Annotated in this window: 6 protein-coding genes and 1 pseudogene; 6 read left to right on the forward strand and 1 reads right to left on the reverse strand. The window is 68.9% G+C overall.

The genetic code is table 11. The features are described from left to right. Positions 1–5: 5 nt before the first annotated feature. The 6 genes and pseudogenes from B9N97_RS36680 to B9N97_RS07720 form a co-directional block, all read left to right on the forward strand. Positions 6–698 (forward strand): annotated as a pseudogene (locus B9N97_RS36680) (DUF4347 domain-containing protein); the annotation flags it as partial. Positions 699–1,328: 630 nt separating this feature from the next. After that, entirely contained in the window at positions 1,329–12,674 is an 11,346-nt protein-coding gene (locus B9N97_RS07700; protein WP_280174749.1) for an autotransporter-associated beta strand repeat-containing protein, read from the forward strand. 83 nt (positions 12,675–12,757) lie between these two features. Beyond that, positions 12,758–14,917, forward strand: a complete 2,160-nt coding sequence (locus tag B9N97_RS07705) for a TolC family protein (protein ID WP_244560604.1) — start codon at positions 12,758–12,760, stop codon at positions 14,915–14,917. Continuing rightward, positions 14,914–15,753: an efflux RND transporter periplasmic adaptor subunit gene (locus B9N97_RS07710; RefSeq protein WP_244560605.1), complete on the forward strand. Its 840-nt coding sequence runs from the start codon at positions 14,914–14,916 to the stop codon at positions 15,751–15,753. Before B9N97_RS07705 ends, B9N97_RS07710 begins: the two co-directional genes overlap by 4 nt. A gap of 62 nt (positions 15,754–15,815) precedes the next feature. Next, on the forward strand, positions 15,816–17,213 hold the full coding sequence (locus B9N97_RS07715; protein ID WP_244560606.1) for an efflux RND transporter periplasmic adaptor subunit: 1,398 nt from the start codon (positions 15,816–15,818) through the stop codon (positions 17,211–17,213). Positions 17,214–17,265: 52 nt separating this feature from the next. Beyond that, the gene (locus B9N97_RS07720; protein ID WP_085085031.1) at positions 17,266–19,509 is read left to right on the forward strand and encodes a peptidase; all 2,244 of its coding nucleotides are present in this window, start codon (positions 17,266–17,268) and stop codon (positions 19,507–19,509) included. Between the two features lie 95 nt (positions 19,510–19,604). Here B9N97_RS07720 and B9N97_RS07725 read toward each other — a convergent pair whose 3' ends face one another. Next, positions 19,605–20,258 carry a class I SAM-dependent methyltransferase gene (locus B9N97_RS07725; protein ID WP_167393235.1) on the reverse strand — a complete coding sequence of 218 codons (654 nt, stop codon included), beginning with the start codon at positions 20,256–20,258 and terminating at the stop codon, positions 19,605–19,607. Between the last annotated feature and the right edge of the window lie 232 nt (positions 20,259–20,490).

The raw sequence follows: 20,490 nt of genomic DNA on the forward strand, positions 1-20,490 counted from the left end.
GCTTCATGTTCGACGCCGCCGGCGTGGCGACGGCAGCCGATCCCACGGCCACGGTTCAACCGGACATCCACACCGACACGGCGGCGACCGACCACGATGCAACGAAGACGGCCATCGCGGATGTGGTGGCACTCGCCGTCTCCGCTCCAGTGGCCGATGCGGTGCCGTCTCCGCAGATCTTTCGTGACGCCGAACCGTTGGCGAACGGTGGGCGCAAGGAAGCGGTGTTCATCGACCGGAACGTTGCCGGCTGGCAATCCCTGGCGGAAGGGGCGAAGGCCGGGGTCGAGGTCGTGCTGCTCGACACCTCCCAGGACGGCTTGTCGCAGATGGCACGATGGGCGGAGACGCATCATGGATACGACGCCATCCACATCGTGAGTCACGGCAACGAAGGCTATGTGAATCTCGGAACGCTGACGCTGGACAGCCAGTCGGTGCAGCAGAGGGGAGCCGATTTGGCGGCAGTGGGAGCGGCGCTCACCTCGGACGGGGATCTCCTTCTTTACGGATGCCAAGTCGCGGGCGGCAGGGGGGACGCCTTTCTCTCCGCCATGGCGGACGCGACACATGCGGATGTCGCGGCCTCGACCAACAGCACAGGTCCAATACAGCAGGGCGGCGACTGGGCGCTGGAAAAGGCAAGCGGCAGCATCGAAGCTTCGAATCCGTTCACCAGTGATGCAACGGCATCCTTTTCCACATTGCTGACGGCGCCATTAAAAGGTACCGTCATGGAGTTTGGATCATCTAATTTTACTGTAGCTAGTCCAGCGAATAATGTTAGCGCAATTGATATTTCTGCCGACGGAGGCGCTGGCGCTACTAAGAGCGGACTCAACCTGTCCGTCGTCAGCAGTGGAACTAATGCAATTACTTATACTATCAACAATTCTACTCAAACCGGCATGAGCGGAACCGGAGATGCATCTCTTTATATTGGAGGCGGAACTGGACTTATAAGCAGTTTGACTTTTACAAGCAACGATGGAAGTGCATTCGGGCTTTCCTCTTTTGATTTTGCTTTTGATCTTCCATCAACCACTTCCCAAGTAATTACTGTCACTTTTACAGCCACAAAATCCGGCGGCGGGACTGCCACATTTTCCGGAAGCTACGCGGAGCAATTGAAGCAATCTACAGACTTCACATCCCTAGCAGAGTTCAAAGACATTACAAGCTTTACTATTTCTTATGACTCAAGCATTGTGAAAATGGAGCTTGATAAGCTACTTCTTGCTACGGTCGCTACAGGACCAACCAACACCGCTCCCGTCCTTGATGCCAGCAAGACTCCCGTCCTAAGCGGCGAGAACCAGTCTGCTGCGGTGAACACGCCTAGCGGGGCCGTCGGCACGCTGGTGTCGTCGCTGATCGACAGCGGCGGTGCATTGAGCAACGTAACCGATGCCGACAGCAGCGCCTCCACCGGCATCGCCCTGACCGCCGTCGATGCGTCCAACGGCAGCTGGTACTACACCACCGACGGCGGCAGCAACTGGAGTTCGGTCGGCGCCGTCACGAACACCAGCGCCCTGCTTTTGAAGGCAGACGCCAATACCCGCCTGTTCTTCAAGGCCAACAGCGGCTATGCCGGCACGGTCGGCAACGCCGTCACCTTCCGCGCCTGGGACCAGACCAGCGGCACCGCCGGCAGCACGGCCGACACCAGCACCAACGGCGGCGCCACCGCTTTTTCCACCGACACCGACACCGCGAACATCACCGTTACCGACGATGTCACGCCGACGGTCACCAGCGTCACGTCCAGCACCGCAGACGGCACCTATGGCGTCGGCAGCACCGTGTCGGTCCAGGTGACCTTCTCCGAAAACGTGACGGTCACCGGCACGCCGCGGCTGACGCTGGAAACCGGCACCACCGACCGGACGATCGATTACGTCAGCGGGACGGGCACCAACACGCTGACCTTCACCTATACGGTGCAGGCCGGCGACACGTCGTCCGACCTGGATTACCAGTCCACCTCCGCCCTGGTGCTGAACGGCGGGACGATCAAGGACGCGGCCGGCAACGACGCGACGCTGACCCTGCCGGCGACCGGCAGCGGATCGTCGCTGGGCGGTTCCAAGGCCATCGTCATCGACACCGCTCCCTCCATCACCTCCGCCACCTACAACGCCGGCACCAACACGCTGGTGGTGACCGGCACCAACATCGGCAACGGCGACAGCATCGACGTCACCAAGCTCACCCTGACCGGCGAGGGCGGCAACACCTACACGCTGACCAGCGATTCCTCGGTCACCTCCACTCCCAGCTCCAACAGCTTCACCATCACGCTGGGGTCGACCGACCAGGCCTATGTGGAAGGGCTGCTGAACAAGGACGGCGGCAGTTCGCAGGGGACGACCACCTATAATCTGGCGGCGGCGACGGGCTGGGACAGCACGCTGTCGGCGGCGGCGGACAGCGCCGGCAACGGCATCACCGTGTCCAACACGCAGAAGCCGGCGATCACCTCCGTCACCTACAACGCGACGACCGGCGTGCTGACGGTGACCGGCACCAATCTGGTCCACCAGCCGGGGGCGACGAACGACATCGACCTGTCGAAGCTGACCATCACCGGCCAGGGCGGGGCGGGCAGCGCCGTCGCCCTGAGCGGCGCGGTGGAGATCACCAGCGCCACCGGATTCTCCGTCACGCTGAGCGGGGGGACCAAGACCAGCATCGATGGTCTGCTGAACAAGGACGGCACCAGCGCCACCGACGCCACCAGCTACAAGATCGCCTCGGCCGACGACTGGAACGGCACGATCTATGGCGACATCTCCGATTCCACCGGCGTCGGGATCACCGTGTCGGGCCACAACGCCAACCCGGTGATCGGCAGCCTGACCGGGGACAGCGTCGCCTGGGCCGGCGAAGGCAACACGGTGCTGCTGGATTCCGGCACCGACGCCACCGTTTCGGATGCGGAGAACGGCGCGGCCAGCTGGAGCGGCAGCGTGCTGACCGTCCAGCGTTCCGTTTCCGGCACCGCGGTGCCGCTGTCGTCGGACGTTTTCTCGTTCAACAGCAACGCCACCTTCTCCGAAAGCGGCGGCAACCTGCTGGATACCGGCAATGCCAACGCCGTCTTCGGCACCGTCAGCAACACCGGCGGCACCCTGACCGTCACCTTCAACGGCAGCGCCACCGCGACGCTGATCCAGACGGTGATGCGGAACATCCTGTACCGGAACGACACGCCGACCGGCGACACCGTCATCCGCTACAGCATGACCGACGGGCACGACGGCAGCACCACCGCCGACGTGACGGTGACCAGCGACACCATCTATGTCACCAACACCGCCGACGCCGCCGGCACCGGCGTGGCGGACGGCATCGCTCTGCGCGAGGCCGTGGCCATCGCCCTGGCCGACACCACCGGCACCCAGACGATCAAGTTCGCCTCCTCGCTGGCCAGCGGCAGCATCACGCTGGGCTCCGACCTGGCGGTGACGGAGAACCTGACCTTCGACGCCGATGCGGCCAGCGGCCTGACCATAACCGGCAGCACCATCACCGTGTCGTCGGGCGTCACGCTGACGCTGACCAACGGCACCGGCGACACGCTGGCCGTCGCCAGCAAGATCACCGGCGCCGGCGCCATCGCCAAGACCGGTACCGGCACCGCGACGCTGACCGGCGGCAACGACTATAGCGGCGCCACCACCATCAGCGCCGGCACGCTGACGGTCGCCGACGGCATCGGCGACGGCAGCGCCGTGACGGTGTCGGCGGGCGCCACGCTGAACCTGTCGGGGGCGGAGACCATCGGGTCGCTGGCAGGATCCGGCAGCGTCACGCTGGGCGGCAACACGCTGAGCGTCGGCGGCGCCAACACCAGCACGAGCTTCGACGGCATCATCAGCGGCACCGGCGGCGTCACCAAGACCGGCGCCGGCACCCTGACCCTGACCGGCACCAACAGCTACGCCGGCGCCACCACCGTCAGCGCCGGCACCCTGGCACTGAACAGCAGCGCCGGTACCGCGCTCGCCGACAGCAGCGCGGTTTCGGTGGCGTCGGGCGCCACGCTGAGCCTCACTTCGGCGACCGAGACCATCGGCAACCTGTCGGGCAGCGGCACCCTGGCGCTGGGCGCCAACGCGCTGACCCTCAGCCTGACGAGCAACCAGACCTTCAGCGGTGCCATCACCGGCACCTCGGCGTCCAGCCTGACGCTGAGCGCCAATAGCGGCGCCACGACTCTGACTCTGTCCGGCACCTCCAACAGCAGCGGCTTCGCCGGCGGTATCACCCTCACCTCCGGCACGTTGCTGGTTTCCAGCGACAGCAACCTGGGCACCGGCACCCTGACGCTGGACGGCGGCACGCTGCGGCTGAGCGGCGCCGTCGGCACCATCGACAATGCCATCTCCATCGGCAGCAACACCGGCACGATCAGCGTCGCCCCCAGCGGCAGCGCCACCATCTCCGGCCTCATCAGCGGGTCGGGCACCCTGACCAAGGCCGCCGGCGGCGACCTGGCCCTGTCCGGCAACAACAGCGGCTTCAGCGGCGCCTTCACCATCAACGCCGGTACGGTGACGATCAACCACGCCAACGCGCTGGGCAGCACCACCGGCGGCACCACGGTGGCGGACGGCGCCGCACTGGCCCTGTCGGGCAACATCACCGTCGCCGAGAACCTGACCCTGTCGGGCAGCGGCGTTTCGTCGGGCGGCGCGCTGATCAGCGCCAGCGGCACCAACACGGTCAGCGGCACCGTCACGCTGAACGCCGACGCCACCGTCACCACCACCAGCGCCCTGACCATCAGCGGCGTGGTCAGCGGCGCCAACGCCCTGACCAAAGCGGGCAGCGGCAGCCTGACCCTGTCGGGCAACAACAGCTACACCGGCGCCACCACCATCAGCGCCGGCACGCTGGTCGCCGGCCACGCCAACGCGCTGGGCACCACCGCCGGCAGCACCACGGTGGACAGCGGCGCCACCCTGGCGGTCGCCAGCGGCGTCACGCTGGCGGAGAACCTCACCGTCTCCGGCACCGGCGTGTCGTCGGCCGGCGCCCTGCAGGTGACCAGCGGCAGCGCCACCGTCAGCGGCACCGTCGCCATGGGTGCCGACAGCACCATCGGCGTGTCGGGCACCGGCCTGACCCTGTCGGGCGTGGTCAGCGGTTCCTATGCCCTGACCAAGGCCGGCAGCGGAATGCTGACCCTGTCGGGCGACAACAGCTATACCGAGGCCACCACCGTCGGCGCCGGCGTCCTGTACATCACCCACGCCAACGCGCTGGGCAGCACCGCCGCCGGCACCACCGTCGCCAGCGGCGCCACCCTGCGCATCGGCACCGGCCTGACCATCGCCGAGAACCTGACGATCAGCGGCATCGGCGTGTCGTCCGGGATCGGCGCGGTGAAGGTCAACGGCGGAACGGCCACCATCACCGGCACCGTCACCTTGGGGGCGAACGCCGACATCGGCTCCTACAACAGCGGCGATACGCTGACGATCAGCGGCACCGTGTCCGGCGCCTACAACCTGACCAAGGTCGGCGCCGGCACGGTGGTGCTGAGCGGAACCAACGGCTACACCGGCACCACCACCGTCAGCGCCGGCACCCTGTCGATCACCGGTTCCGGCAACATCGGCAGCGCCGGCATCACGCTGAACGGCGGCACGCTGGACGTGACCGGCAGCGCCGTCACGCTGGCCAACGCCATCGCGCTGGGGAGCGGCCACGGCACCGTCAGCGTCGGCTCCGGCAACGCGCTCACCCTGTCGGGCGCCATCAGCGGATCCTACAACCTGACCAAGTCGGGCGCCGGCACGCTGACCCTGTCCGGCACCGGCACCGGCACCTACACCGGCACCACCACGGTCGGCGCCGGCACGATGGTCGTCACCGGCACCCTGAACGGCGCTTCGGCCGGAGCGGTCACGGTGGGCAACGGCGGCACGCTGGCAGGCACGGGCACCGTCAACGGTGGTCTGACCGTGCAGTCCGGCGGCACGCTGTCGCCGGGCATCGCCGGCACCAACAACGGCGTCGGCACCCTGACCGTCAACGGCGGCCTGACCATCCAGTCGGGCGGCACGCTGGCGGTCGATCTGGCCAGCACCAGCAACTACGACCAGGTGGCGGTCACCGGGGCGGTCGACGTCGGCAGCGCCACCCTGACCACTGGCGGCGCCTATGTCCCGGCCAAGACGGCGAACGGCGACAGCTTCGTCATCATCGCCAACGACGGCAGCGATGCCGTCACCGGCACCTTCACCGGGCTGGCGTCGGGCGCCACGCTGAGCCTCAACAGCGGGTCGATCACCGTCAGCTATGCCGCCGGCAGCAACAGCAACGACGTCGTGCTGACCGGGCCGGTCAACCAGGCCCCGACACTGGCCGGCACCTTCACCACCGCCGGCACCGTCGACGACAACGCCACCACCACGCCCTTCGGCAGCGTAACGGTGGGCGACACCGACGACAGCACCGGCAGCTTCACCGTCACCATCGCCTACACCGCGGCCAACGGCACGCTGTCCAGCGCCGGCGGCGGGCTGACCGGCACGGCCGGCAACTACACACTGACCGCCACCACGCCGGGCGACCTGCAGACCCTGCTGCAGGCGCTGGTCTTCACCCCCACCAACAACCAGGTGGCGCCCGGCAGCACGGTGCAGACCACCTTCACCCTGACCGCCAGCGACGGCACGAGCAGCAGCAGCGCCAACAGCAGCACGGTGGTCACCGCCAGTTCGATCAACGACGCGCCGACCGACATCGCCCTGTCGAACAGCTCCGTCACCATCTTCGACGGCACCAACGCGGTGGTCGGCACCCTGTCCGCCACCGATGCCGACACCGGCCAGACCCTGACCTACACGCTGGTCAGCGGCACGGGCGACACCGACAACGCGCTGTTCACCATATCCGGCACCGCGCTGCTCGCGAACAACGCCGCCACCCTGACCGGCGGGCAGAGCTATTCCGTCCGCGTGCAGGTCGGCGACGGCACCGCCACCTCTGAGAAGACGTTCAGCATCAGCGTGACGAACGATCTGGTGGTCGACGTCACCGCCATCGACAGCAGCGCGCCGGCCGGCACCTACACCGCCGACAAGGCCGATGGCGGCGGCCTGGACCTGCGGGAGGCGATCACCCTCGCCAACGCCGTCTCGGGCAACGTCACCATCCGCTTCGCCGGGACGTTGGCCGGCACCATCACGCTGCCCAGCACCCTGACAGTGCGGAGCGGCGTGACGCTGGAGATGGACAGCGACACCGACAGCCGGGGGATCACCATCACTGGCAACGGCTTCACGCTGGGCAACAGCTTCGGCGTCAGCGTCAGTGAGGGCGACACGCTGACCATCAACTCGACCCTGGCCGACAACGGCACCAGCGATGCGGCGGCCTTGACCAAGAGCGGCAGCGGCACGCTGGTGCTGGGCGGCACCAACAACACCGCCAGCGGCGACACCGGCATCAACAGCATCACCGTCAACGCCGGCATGCTGCAGGTGGCGGGCGACGCCAATCTCGGCACCGGTACGCTGACAATGAGCGGCGGCAGCCTGACCGTCACCGGCGCCACCACCATCGACAACGCCATCACCCTGTCGTCCGACGCCTCCGTCACCAACGCCAACGCCGTCACCCTGTCCGGCGCCATCACCGGCAGCGGCGGCCTGACCAAGCTCGACTCCGGTAAGCTGACGCTGAGCAGTGCCGGCAACAGCTACTCCGGCGGCACCACGCTGCGCGGCGAGGTGGAACTGGGTACGACCGGCACCATCGGCAGCGGCACCATCACGCTGAACAGCGGCACGCTGACCACCACAGCGACCAGCCAGACCCTGACCAACGCCATCGTCATGACCGGCAGCGGCACGGTGAAGACCACCAACGCCCTAACCCTCTCCGGCACCCTCAGCGGCACCGGCGCCCTGACCAAGGCCGGCACCGGCACGCTGACCCTGTCGGGCAGCAACAGCCACAGCGGGTCGATCACCAGCAGCGCCGGCACCCTGACGGCGGCGGGCGGCAGCGCCATCGGCGACGGCAGCGCCGTAACGGTGAACTCCGGCGCCATCCTGACCCTCGCGGCGGCCGAGACCATTGGATCGCTCACCGGCTCCGGCACGGTGACGCTCGGCAGCCACACGCTGACTGTCGGCCTGTCCAGCGGCACCGCCACCTTCTCCGGTGCCATCACCGGCACCGGCGGCCTGACCAAGATCGGGGCCGGCACGCTGACCCTGTCGGGCAACAGCAGCTACTCCGGTGCGACCACCCTGTCGGGCGGCGGATTGACGGTGTCGGGCGGTTCGGCGATCGGCGACGACAGCGCGGTGACGGTCGGCGCCGGCACCACCTTGACCTTGTCGAGCGACGAGACCATCGGCTCGCTCGCCGGTGCCGGTTCGGTGGCGCTGGGCGCCAACACGCTGACCACCGGGATCAACAACAACTCCACCACCTTCTCCGGCACCATCAGCGGCAGCGGCACGCTGTCCCTCGACGGCACCGGCACCCTGACGCTGTCGGGAAGCAACAGCAGCGGCTTCACCGGCACCACGACGGTGCGGGGCAGCGGCACGCTGAGCGTGGCCGGCGATGCCAACCTGGGCAGCGGCACCGTGACGCTGAACGGCGGCACGCTGACGGTGACCGGGGCGGGCACCATCGACAACGCTTTCGACACCGGGGTCAACGGCGCCACCATCAACACCGCCGGCGCCGTCACCCTGTCGGGCGCCATCGGCGGCAACGACGGCCTGACCAAGACCGGAACCGGCACGCTGACCCTGTCGGGCACCAGCAGCTACAGCGGCCCCACCACCGTGTCGGCGGGCACGCTGCTGGTGACGGGGGCGCTCGACGGCACCATGGGCGTGACGGTGGCCTCCGGCGCCACGCTGGGCGGCACCGGCAGCCTCTTCACCAGCGGTTCGTCCAACACGCTGACGGTGGCCTCCGGCGCCACGCTGGCGCCCGGCGTCGCCGGCACCAACAGCGGCATCGGCGCGCTGACCGTCAACGGCAATTTGGCGATGAGCGGCACCCTGGCGGTGGAGATCGCCGGCACCGGCTCGCCCGGCACCACCTACGACCAGGTGATCGTCAGCGGCGGCGTCACGCTGGCCAGCGGATCCAGCGCCCTCACCGTAGCGCGCGTCAACGGCTTCAATGCCGTCAACGCCGCCACCTACACGATCATCAACCAAACCGGCGCCGGGGCGGTCTCCAACACGCTGTCCGGGCTGGCGCAGGGCGCCACGCTGACCAGCAACGGCGACCTCTACACGGTCGACTATGTCGGCGGCACCGGCAACGACTTGGTGCTGAACGCCATCGTCAACCCGACCGTCTCGTCGGTCACCTCCACCACCGCCGACGGCACCTACAAGGCCGGCAGCACCGTCACCATCACCGTCACCTTCAGCCGAGCGGTGACGGTCACCGGCACGCCGCTGCTGGCGCTGGGCCTGACCGGCCGCAGCGCCACCTACAGCGGCGGGTCGGGGACGACGACGCTGACCTTCACCTACACGGTGCAGGACGGCGACAGCTCGACCGACCTCGACTATGCCTCGACAAGCGCCCTGACGCTGAACGGCGGCAGCATCGCCGACAGCTCCACCAGCCTGGACGCGATCCTGACCCTGGCCACGCCGGGGGCGGCCAATTCGCTGGGGGCCAACAAGGCGATCGTCATCGACACCGCGGCGCCGACCATCAGCTCCGTCTCGGCGGTGAACGGCACCTACCGGGCCGGCGAGACCATCGACGTCACCGTCACCTTCAACGAGGCGGTGACCGTCACCGGCACGCCGACCTTCGGGATCACGCTCGACAACGGCACGGTGGTGCAGGCGACCTACCTGTCGGGGTCGGGCGGCACCGCGCTGATCTTCCGCTACACCGTCGGCAGCAATCTGATCGACGCCGACGGCATCGGCATCGGCGGCTCGATCAGCGGCGGCAGCATCGCCGATCTGGTCGGCAACAGCGCCGTCCGCACGCTGAACGGCATCGCCAGCATGACCGGCGTGCGCATCGACAGCGTCCATCCCACCGTCACCACCGTCACCGCCAGCACCGAGAACGGCACCTACACCACCGGCGATACCATCTCGATCCAGGTGACCTTCAGCGAGGCGGTGACCGTTAACGGCACGCCGACGCTGGCGCTGAACACCGGCCGCACCGCCAGCTACAGCAGCGGGGCCGGCACCAGCACGCTGACCTTCACCTACACGGTGCAGGCCGGCGACACCGTGGCCGACCTGGACGCCAGCGGCACGTCGGCGCTGACGGGATCGATCACCGACATCGCCGGCAACGCCGGCATCCTGACCCTGGCGACGCCGGGCGACCTGCGGTCGCTGGGGCTGAACAAGGACATCGCCATCGACACCACGGCGCCGTCGATCCGCAGCGTCATCGTCCCCACCGACGGCACCTACGGCGTCGGCAAGACGATGAGCTTCTACATCCAGGCAAGCGAGGTGCTGATCGTCAACGGCTCCCCGACGATCACGCTGGACATCGGCGGCCAGACCCGCCAGGCGGCCTACAACCCGGCAGCCAGCAGCGGGTCGATCCTGCGCTTCGACTATGTGGTGCAGGCGGGCGACAGCGACGCCGACGGCATCGCCGTCACCGGCCTGAACCTGAACGGAGGCAGCATCACCGACAAGGCCCGCATCCCGCTGCCCTCGACGCTGACCGGCGTGCCGGGCCTGCAGAACGTCCTGGTCGACACCGTTGCGCCGGACACTCCCTCGGTCCCGGTGCTGGCGCCCGGACAGGACACCGGCGTCTCCGCCACCGACGGGGTGACCAACCTCAGCCGCCCGACGCTGGGCGGCACGGCGGAAGCTGGGGCCACCGTCACCATCCTGGTCGACGGCGTGGCGGTCGGCACCACCATCGCCGGGTCCGACGGCAGCTGGAGCTTCACGCCCACCACCCCGCTGGCCGACGGCACCCATGCCATCACCAGCCGGGCGACCGACAGGGCCGGCAACAGCAGCGGCACCTCGGCGGCGCTGACCCTGACCATCGACGCCACGGCGCCGGTGCTGTCGATCCCGACGGTTGCCGGCGGCATCGACAACACGGCCAACGTCACCTCCGCCACCCGCCCGACCCTGACCGGCACCGCCGATCCGAACAGCACGGTCGCCGTCATCGTCGACGGTGTGGCCGTCGGCACGGCCACGGCCGGCAGCGACGGGCGCTGGAGCTTCGCCGTCACCACCCCGCTGGCCGACGGCACCCACAGCGTCGTCACCACCGCCACCGACAACGCCGGCAACATCGGCCGGTCGGGCACGCTGAGCCTGACGGTCGACACCCGGGCCCCGACGGTGTCGACCGGCGGGACCGGTCCGACGCTGAGCGCCGGCGGGACGGCGACGCTGGGATCCGCGGTTTCGCTGTCGGACGCCAGCTCGCTGAACCGGGTGACGGTTACCCTGACCGACGCCCGCAACGGCGACGAGCTGGTGATCGGCACCCTGCCGGCCGGCATCACCGCGACCCGCGACGGCACCAGCATCGTGCTGACCGGCACGGCATCGGCGGCCGACTATCAGGCGGCGGTGCGGGCGATCGGGCTGAGGTCGAGCGCCGGCGATCCGAGCTTTGCCGGTGCCGCGACCAGCCGGTCGATCAGCATCCAGGCCCGCGATCTTGCCGGCAACAGCTCGGCCGCGACGACGGTGACGGTCGCGGTGGCCCGCGCCACGACCACGACCATCCCGGCAACCACCACGCCCATCACCACCAGCGGCAACGGTCCGTCGCAGTCCAGCAGCGCAGGAACCGGCTCTTCGTCGAACGGCCCGTCCTCCAACGGCGCGTCGGGCGGCCCCGGCACCAACGGGTCCGGACCGACCCTGCCAGGCAGCAGCGGCGCCAACAACGGCGGCGGCCCCCCCGGCAGTGCGTCCAGCACGGATGCCGGCCGTTCGGTGACGCTGAACAACATCGGCGGCAGCTCGTCCAGCACGGATGCCGGCCGCTCGGTGACGCTGAACAGCATCGGCGGCAGCTCGTCCAGCACCGACGCCGGCCGCTCGGTGACGCTGAACAGCATCGGCGGCGGTTCGTCCAACGCCGGCAGCGGATTGGGCGGTGGCCTGGGCGGCAGCGGTCTGGGTGGCACCGGCCTGGGCGGCAATGGTTTGGGCGGAAACGGTTTGGGGAGCGGCCTCGGCACCGGCGGCACGGGTGGCGCGACGCGCAACACCACCGGCAGCCAGACCGGCCAGGGCACTCCCGGCCAGACCGGCATCCAGGGCAACGGCCTGAACAACGGTCAGGGTCAGGGGCAAGGGCAGGGCCTTGGTCAGGATCGGGGCAACGGTCTCGGCACCGGACAGGGCCGTGGTCCGGCGACCGGACAGCCGGGGACCCAGGGCTCGCGGGGCCAGCAAGGACAGGGACAGGGCGAGCAGCAGGGCCAGCCCCAGCAGGACCAGGGCGCTCCCCAGGATGGCGGCGGCGCCCCGGCGGACGGTGCCGGCCGGACGGCGGACCGCGGGGCGGACAACCGCGCCGAGATCATGCCGGCCTCTCCCGGCTTCGCCCGTCAGGTCGCCCGCGCCCATGGCGGCCCGGCCGGTGCCGCAGACCTGCTGGCGGCGCTCGCCAGCCACATCCTGCCCGACAGCTGGGCCGCCTGACGGCGGCCCTTTCCCACCGCCCTTCTTCCTCCAGCGTCGCTTTCCTCTCCCAATTTTTTCCGCCGAACGGAATTGCTCCCACCATGAAGACTTCGACCGCTCACCTCCGCCGCCGCCTGCTTTCTTCGGTGGTTCCCGTCGCCGTCCTGACGGCATCCCTGCTGGCCGCGGGCTGCGCGGTCAAACCCGAGCCGCTGACGGCCGAGGAAAATCTGGCGCGCGTGCGTAAGGATCTGAGCGTCGTCCTGGCTCCGCAGGAACCGCTGACCAAGGCGGTCTCGATGGACGAGGCGATGGCCCGCGCCATCAAGTACAACCTCGACGAACGCGTGAAGCTGATGGAGGTGGCGGTCGCCACCGATCAGCTGGATCTGTCGCGCTATGACATGCTGCCGCGCGTGGTGGCCGCCGCCGGCTATGTCGGGCGCAACAACGACGCCGGGTCGGAGAGCCTGAACCTCGCCACCGGCCGGCGGACGGGCGAAAGCACCACCGCCACCGACAAGCACCGCCGCACCGCCGACCTCGCCTTCACCTGGAACGTGCTGGATTTCGGCGTCAGCTATCTGCGGGCGCGGCAGAACGCCAATCTGGTGCTGATCGCCGACGAACGCCGCCGCCGCGTCGTCCAGGGCATCATGCAGGACGTGCGCACCGCCTATTGGCGCGCCGTGGCCGCCGAACGGCTGCTGAAGCGGCTGGAGCCGCTGGAAAAGCGGGTGGAGGGGGCGCGGCGCGATGCCCGCAAGCTGGAGGCGATGCGCATCCAGGCCCCGCTGCAGGCGTTGAACTACACCCGCAGCCTGGTCGAGACCCTGCGCCAGCTGCAGTCGCTGCGCCGCGAGCTGGTGGCGGCGAAGTCGCAGCTGGGTGCGCTGATGGGCCTGCCGCCAGGCGAGCCGTTCGAGATCGAGATGCCGGCGGCCAGCGTCATGCAGGCGCCGCCCAAGCTGGACATCGGCACCGGGGCGCTGGAGACCTACGCCCTGCTGAACCGGCCGGAGCTGCTGGAGGAAAGCTACAACCAGCGCATTTCCGCCGACGAGACCTGGCGGTCGCTGCTGAAGCTGCTGCCGGGCATCGACGTCAACGCCGCCCTGCGCTACGACAGCAACAGCTTCCTGCTGAACCAGCGCTGGGCCGATTACGGCGCGCGGATCAGCTGGAACCTGATCAACCTTGTTTCCGCCCCCGCCACCAAGTCCTACGCCGAGGCGCAGGAGGAGCTGGTCGCCTTCCGCCGCCAGGCGCTGAGCATGGCGGTGCTGAGCCAGGTGCATGTGGCGGTGCTGCAGTTCCGCGAACTGAAGCAGGAATTCGCCCTGACCGCCGAGCAGGCCGACCTCGACACCCGGATCCGCGCCCAGTACGCCAACAGCGGCGAGGCCGGACAGGTGGGCGAGCTGGGCGTGATCCAGTCGGAGGTGACGGCGCTGCTGTCCGACCTGCGCCGCGATCTGGTGCTGGCCGACCTGCACAACGCCTATGCCCGGGTCATGGTGTCGGCCGGCGTCGATCCGCTGCCCGAGACGATGGCCGCCAACGATCTGCCGACCCTGACCCAGGCGGTGGGCAAGGGCCTGTCCTCCTGGCAGGAGCGCGCCAACAATGTCCTGCGCGTGAAGGATCTGATGGCCGAGCCCAAGGCCGCCGCCAAGGACAGCAAGACCCAAGCGGCCACGCCGGAGCCCGTGAGGCCGGACGCTCCCAAACAGGAACCGGCCCTGCAGGCGGTTCCGGTCGCGGCCGCTCCGGTGCCCGAGCCCACTCCGGCGGCCCCCGCCCCGGCCGATCCGGCTCCGGCCGCCACGCCGTTCGTGCTGGCCTCCGCGGCTCCGACGCCCGTTCCCGCTCCGGTTCCTATGGCCGCTCCGGCACCCGCGCCGGCGGAGAATCCGGCTCCAATCGCCGCTCCGGTTGCGACGGCATCCTTCTCTCCCGTCATCCAGGCCGATCTCGGGGCTTACGCAAGCCACAGGCTTGCCGCGCGCGAATGGGGTATGATCACCGGACGCCTAGGAACGGAGGGCAACGGGGTCGGCGCCCTGTATGCCACCACCCGGCGCAGTCAGGACGGCAAGATCATCGTCCAGCTGCGCGCAGGCGGCTTCGCCGACCGCGCCGCGGCCGAGCGGTTCTGCCATCGTGTGAAGGATAGTCAGCGGGAATGCACCGTTCGCACCCTTTCGGCCCAAGAGCAGCAGTCCGACAGCCAGCCGGTCGACCGGCTGGCGTCGCTGTGATCCGTCCCGGTGCCGCGGCCAAGGCCACCGCCCAGGCCGCCGCGCTGTTGGGGGTGCTGCTGGGTGGGGGCCTCGCCTCCACCCCGGCGGCGGCCCAGGACGTCTCGCAGGGGCAGGTCCGCGCCCTGATCGAGGCCAAACGGCACGCCGTCCTCTCCTCCGAGATCCCGGGCCGCATCGCGCGGATGAGCGTCGATGCCGGCCAGGGCTTCAAGGCCGGCGATCTGCTGGTCGCCTTCGACTGCGCCAGCTATCAGGCGGAGCTTGACGGCGCCCGCGCCCAACTGAACGCGGCGGAGGTGACGGCGCGGGTCAACCGGCGCCTGAACAGCCTGCGCTCCATCGGCGAGGCGGAGGTGCAACTGGCCGAGGCCAAGGCCCAGGTCGCCCGCGCCGAGGCCCGCAAGGCGGAGGTGCAGACCCGGCGCTGCGACATCAAAGCGCCCTTCGACGGCCGGGTGGTCGAACGCCGCATCCAGGAGCATGAGTCGGTTGCCGCCGGCGCGCCGCTGCTGGAGATCCTGTCCGACCGCGACCTGAAGGTGGAGCTGATCGTCCCATCCTCGTGGCTGGTGTGGCTGAAGCCTGGGCAGCGTTTCGACCTGCGCGTCGACGAAACCGGAGCCACCTTGCCCGGCGAGGTGGTGCTGCCCGGTGCCAAGGTCGATTCGACCAGCCAGTCGGTGGTGGTGACCGCCAAGCTGACCGGCGAGATCGCCCATGCCGGCCTGATCGCCGGCATGAGCGGCACCGCCATCTTCCCCGAACCGGCGCTGTCGTCGCTGCCGGCCGGGAGCCAGGGGGGCAGTTCCAGGCCTGGAGCCGCAAAGCCATGAGTGCTGCCATGGGCCAACCCCCGCCCCAGCAGACGGCTCCGCCACAAGGGAGCGCGCAAGGGGTGTCGCAGGGGGCAGCCCAGCCTGTCAACGGCCTGCTGATGCTGCTGGAGCTGCAGCGGCAGGCCTGGCGGCAGGCGACGGCGCCGGAGCTGCGCTATCACATCGTCAACCAGACCCGTCGGCTGATCGCCTATCGGCAGGCGGCCGTCCTGACGGTGGGGGAGCGGGGACGGGCATCGCTGGAGGCGGTGTCGAACATCGCGGTGCTGGAGCCGAACGCCCCCTTCGCCCAATGGCTGGAGGAGGCGGTGCACGCCGTCGCCACGGGCGAACACGCCAACGGCGTCCATGTCGTCGATCCCGCCACCCTGCCCGCCTCCGTGCGCAACGCCTGGGGCGAATGGGGGCCGGCGCAGGTGCTGTGGTGTCCGCTGCGCAAGCCGGAAACCCCGCGGGAGTCCATGCCGGGCGCCCAGGCGGATGTCCAGGCGAAGGGCAAGGCCGTTCCGCCGCCGGCCGGCCTGTGGCTTGGCCGTGACGAGCCCTGGACCGATGGCGAAATCCTGCTGCTGAGCCATCTGACCGAAGGCTACGGCCATGCCTGGTGGGCCCTGTCGGGCAGGCGGGCGAAGGGCCGAGGGCTGCGGCGCGCCCTGCTGCCACTGCTGGTCCTGCTGATGATCGCCGGCGCGCTCGCCATCCCGGTGCCGATGTCGACGCTGGCCCCGGCTGAAATCCAGACCAGCAACCCGGTGATCGTCGCCGCCCCGCTGGACGGCGTGATCGAGCGCTTCCATGTGCAGCCGAACCAGACGGTGGCGGCCGGCCAGCCCTTGTTCAGCTTCGAGTCCACCGTCCTGCGCAGCCGTTTCGAGGTGGCACGCAAAGGCCTGACCCAGGCCGAGGCGGAGCTGCTGACCGCCTCGCAGGCCGCCTTCACCGATCCGCAGACCAAGGCCCGCGTCGCCCAGCTCCGCGCCCAGGTGGAACTGCGCCGCGCCGAGATGGCGCTTGCCCGCGACCTGCTGGACCGGGTGACGGTGAAGGCCGACCGCGCCGGCATCGCCGTCTTCACCGACGTCAATGACTGGCTGGGCAAGCCGGTGTCGGTGGGCGAGCGCGTGCTGACCTTGGCCGACCCGCAGGCACCGGAGATCGACATCATGGTGCCGGTCGGCGACGCCCTGGTTCTGGAGCCGGGCTCCCCGGTGGAGCTGTTCCTGAACGTCGACCCGCTGCATCCCCTGCAGGCGCGGCTGACCCATGCCAGCTACGAAGCCGGCCTGTCGGCCGCCGGCGTGCTGTCCTACCGCGTCAAGGCGGCCCTGGATGCAGGGGAACCTCCGCCGCGCATCGGCCTGCGCGGCACCGCCAAGATCCTGGGCGACCGCGTACCGCTGGCGCTCTACCTGTTCCGCCGCCCGCTGGCCCTGCTGCGCCAGTCATTGGGGATTTGAGACGCAATCCAAGCCGGTCCCGCCACCTCCCCAAGGCAATCGAGGACGCCCCTTGTCCATCGCCCTCACCCCCTCCGCCGGTCCCTCCGCCAGCCTCCGCGCCGTCGGCACCGCCCCCGCCGATCCGCTGGCCTCCCTGCGGCTGCCGGGGTTGCGCGACGATCTGGCCCTGCTGCCGGCGCCGGCGGGACAGGACGGGGCGCCGGGCTGGACCATCCACGATCCGGTGCGCAACCGCTATTTCCGCATCGGGCCGGAGGCCTTCGCGCTGATCGCCCACTGGCACCACGCCAACCCGCGCGCCATCGCCGCGGCGGTGGCGGAGGAGAGCCTGTTCGAGCCGGCGGTCGAGGACGTCATGGGCTTCTACCAGTTCCTGGCCGGGAACAACCTGACCGTCACCGCCGACACCGCCTTTCTGGCGCGCCAGGCGGCGGCGCGGAAGACCGGCTGGTTCTGGTGGCTGGTCCACAACTACCTGTTCTTCCGCATCCCGCTGGTGCGGCCAGACCGCTTCCTGTCGGCGACGCTCGGGCTGGTGGCGCCGCTCTACAGCCGGGCCTGGATGGTCCTGGTGCTGCTGACCGCCGTCCTGGCCGGGCTCTTGGTGGCGCGGCAATGGGACACGTTCCTGCACACCTTCCAGCATTTCTTTTCGCCCGAAGGGCTGGCGCTCTACGGCGTCACACTGCTGGGCACCAAGATCTGCCACGAGCTGGGCCATGCCTACACCGCCAAGCGCTTCGGCTGCCGGGTGCCGACCATGGGGGTGGCCTTCCTGGTGATGTGGCCGGTGCTCTACACCGACACCACCGACGCCTGGCGGCTGGTGTCCCGCCGGCAGCGTCTGGCGGTGGGAGCGGCCGGCATGGTGACCGAACTGACGATCGCCGTCTTCGCCACACTGGCCTGGAGCTTCCTGCCCGACGGGCCGCTGCGCAGCGCCGCCTATTTCCTGGCGACGGTCAGCTGGGTCACTACCCTGGCGATCAACCTCAGCCCCTTCATGCGCTTCGACGGCTATTACCTGCTGTCCGACGCGCTGGACGTGCCGAACCTGCAGGAGCGCGCCTTCGCCATGGCGCGCTGGCAGCTGCGGGAGTGGCTGTTCGGCCTGGGCATGGACCCGCCGGAGGAGATGCCGGCGGGGCGCCGCCGCATCCTGCTGGTCTATTCCTATGTCACCTGGGTCTACCGGCTGATGCTGTTCCTCGGCATCGCGCTGTTGGTCTATCACGTCGCCATCAAGGTTTTGGGCATCCTGTTGTTCGCCATCGAGATCGGCTGGTTCGTCGCCCGTCCCTTCGTGGCCGAGGCCAAGGCCTGGTGGGGCTTGCGCGACCGCTTCCGCGTGAACCTGCGCACCGGGCTGACGCTGGCCGGGCTGTCGGCGGCGGTCGGGCTGACCCTGCTGCCGGTGACCAGCACCGTGTCGGTGCCGGTGGTCTGGCGGGCGTCGGGTTTTGCCACCGTCTACGCCCCCTTTCCCGCCCGGCTGGAGGAGGCGCTGGTCGTCCGCGGCCAGAGCGTGATGGAGGGGGAGCCGCTGTTCCGCCTGATGGCCCCCGACCTGGAGGGCAAGCTGCGCCAGACCGAACTGCGCATCGACTGGATGCAGGAGCAGATCGCTCGCCAGACCGCCAGCCGCGAACAGCTCGACCGCGTGCGGGCGATGGAGGAGGATCTGGCCGCCGCCCTGGCCGAGCGGCAGGGACTGCTCGACAGCCGCGAGCGGCTGGTGGTGCGGGCCCCCCTGTCGGGCACCGTGCGCGACATGGAGGACGCCCTGACGCCCGGGCGCTGGATCGGGCCGAAGCTGCCGCTGGCGATCGTGGTGGCGCCGGGCAGCGGCGAACTGGTCGGCTATGTCGGCGAGGGCGATTTCGATCGGCTGAGCCCAGGGGCGGGGGCCGAGTTCCATCCCGACGACCCGCTGGCCCCCCGGCGCGCGGCGACGGTGCGCGCGGTCGATCCGGTCGCCGTCTCGGTGCTGGACGTGCCGGCGCTGGCCTCGGTCAATGGCGGCCCGGTGGCGGTGGAGGGGCAGGCGGGGGGCCAACCCGGCCAGTCTCATGGCGGCACCGGCCGCAGCGCGCTCGCCCCGGTGGAGGCGGTCTATCGCATCACCCTGGACGTCGAGCCGGCGGCCATGGGTCCAGGCGCCTCCGGCAATGCGCAGGACGGGCCGGAGCGCGTCACCCGCGGCATCGTCCGCGTGGCGGGCGAAGCCCGCAGCTTCGCCGAACGCTTCTGGCGCATCGCCGCGTCGGTGCTGATCCGCGAGACGGGGTTCTAACCGTTCAAAGGCTCAGGTCCGTAACCACAGTGAAGATGGCGGACCTGAGTTTCTCATGAACGATTCAAATCGAGGCGTTCAACCATACAAAGGCATCAGGGCTTTACCATCAGCCACTTCCTGTGATGGATCACAGGGTTCCGATCGATCAGCTCACCAAACTCGGTCACGGCCCGGATCACGCCCGGTGCGTCTTCGTGGTAATCGTCGCCAATCATGACGCCGCCAACCCGAAGCAGCGGCCAATATGCTTCGATATCCGCCTTAGCCTCTTGGTAGCTGTGGCCGCCGTCGATGTAGATGACGTCAGCCTTGATCCCAAGCGCCTTGAGGAAAACGGCCGCCCCGCTGGAACTGATGGGAAACGGGGTGATGATGTCGCTCACGCCCTTCAGAACGACGTTGGCCAAGAACTGATAATAGATGGTGGGGTATCCATTTTTGAGGCCCAGCGAGTGGAAGCCCCAATATCCATTCGGCGTTTTATCGGCCCACATCTCACTTGAACCCAACCAAGTGTCGACACAGACGATTTCAGCGTTGTCGACGCCGTATTCCTTGCAAAGACCTGCCATATGAACAGCACTTGCACCCTTCCAGGTGCCGACCTCAATGAGGAGACTGGGCTTTATCTGTGAAATGACATGCCTAAAGATCGGGTGGCTTTCGGTGCGATCGCTAAAGGTATAGGCGTTTACGTCAAATCCCTCATATGGGGACTGTTCGAAAATCCTGTTCCTGATCTGCATGAATGCCCCCAGCTGATTTTTTTTGACCATATACTCCAATGACTTGGATGGCAATCTGCCGTCCGCGCAAACATCCGGGCCCGAGACCACACGCCAAGGTATAACCAGCCAGAAATTCTATGGTGACGCCGCTTGGCTCTCGTCGCGTCGATGCCGATTTTAAAGATGGGGTTTTCGAAAATTCCCCTGCCTCAAATCTTTTAGCCCTAGGCCTCTGGCTCTAGAATCTCCC

Origin of the sequence: Azospirillum oryzae, assembly GCF_900177515.1 — a bacterium.
GTDB classification, from domain to species: Bacteria; Pseudomonadota; Alphaproteobacteria; order Azospirillales; family Azospirillaceae; genus Azospirillum; species Azospirillum oryzae_A.

Excerpts from the sequence above, each read along its gene's own strand:
- B9N97_RS07705 (WP_244560604.1), top strand. The coding sequence starts at position 12,758 with ATGAAGACTTCGACCGCTCACCTCCGCCGCCGCCTGCTTTCTTCGGTG.
- B9N97_RS07725 (WP_167393235.1), bottom strand. The coding sequence starts at position 20,258 with ATGCAGATCAGGAACAGGATTTTCGAACAGTCCCCATATGAGGGATTT.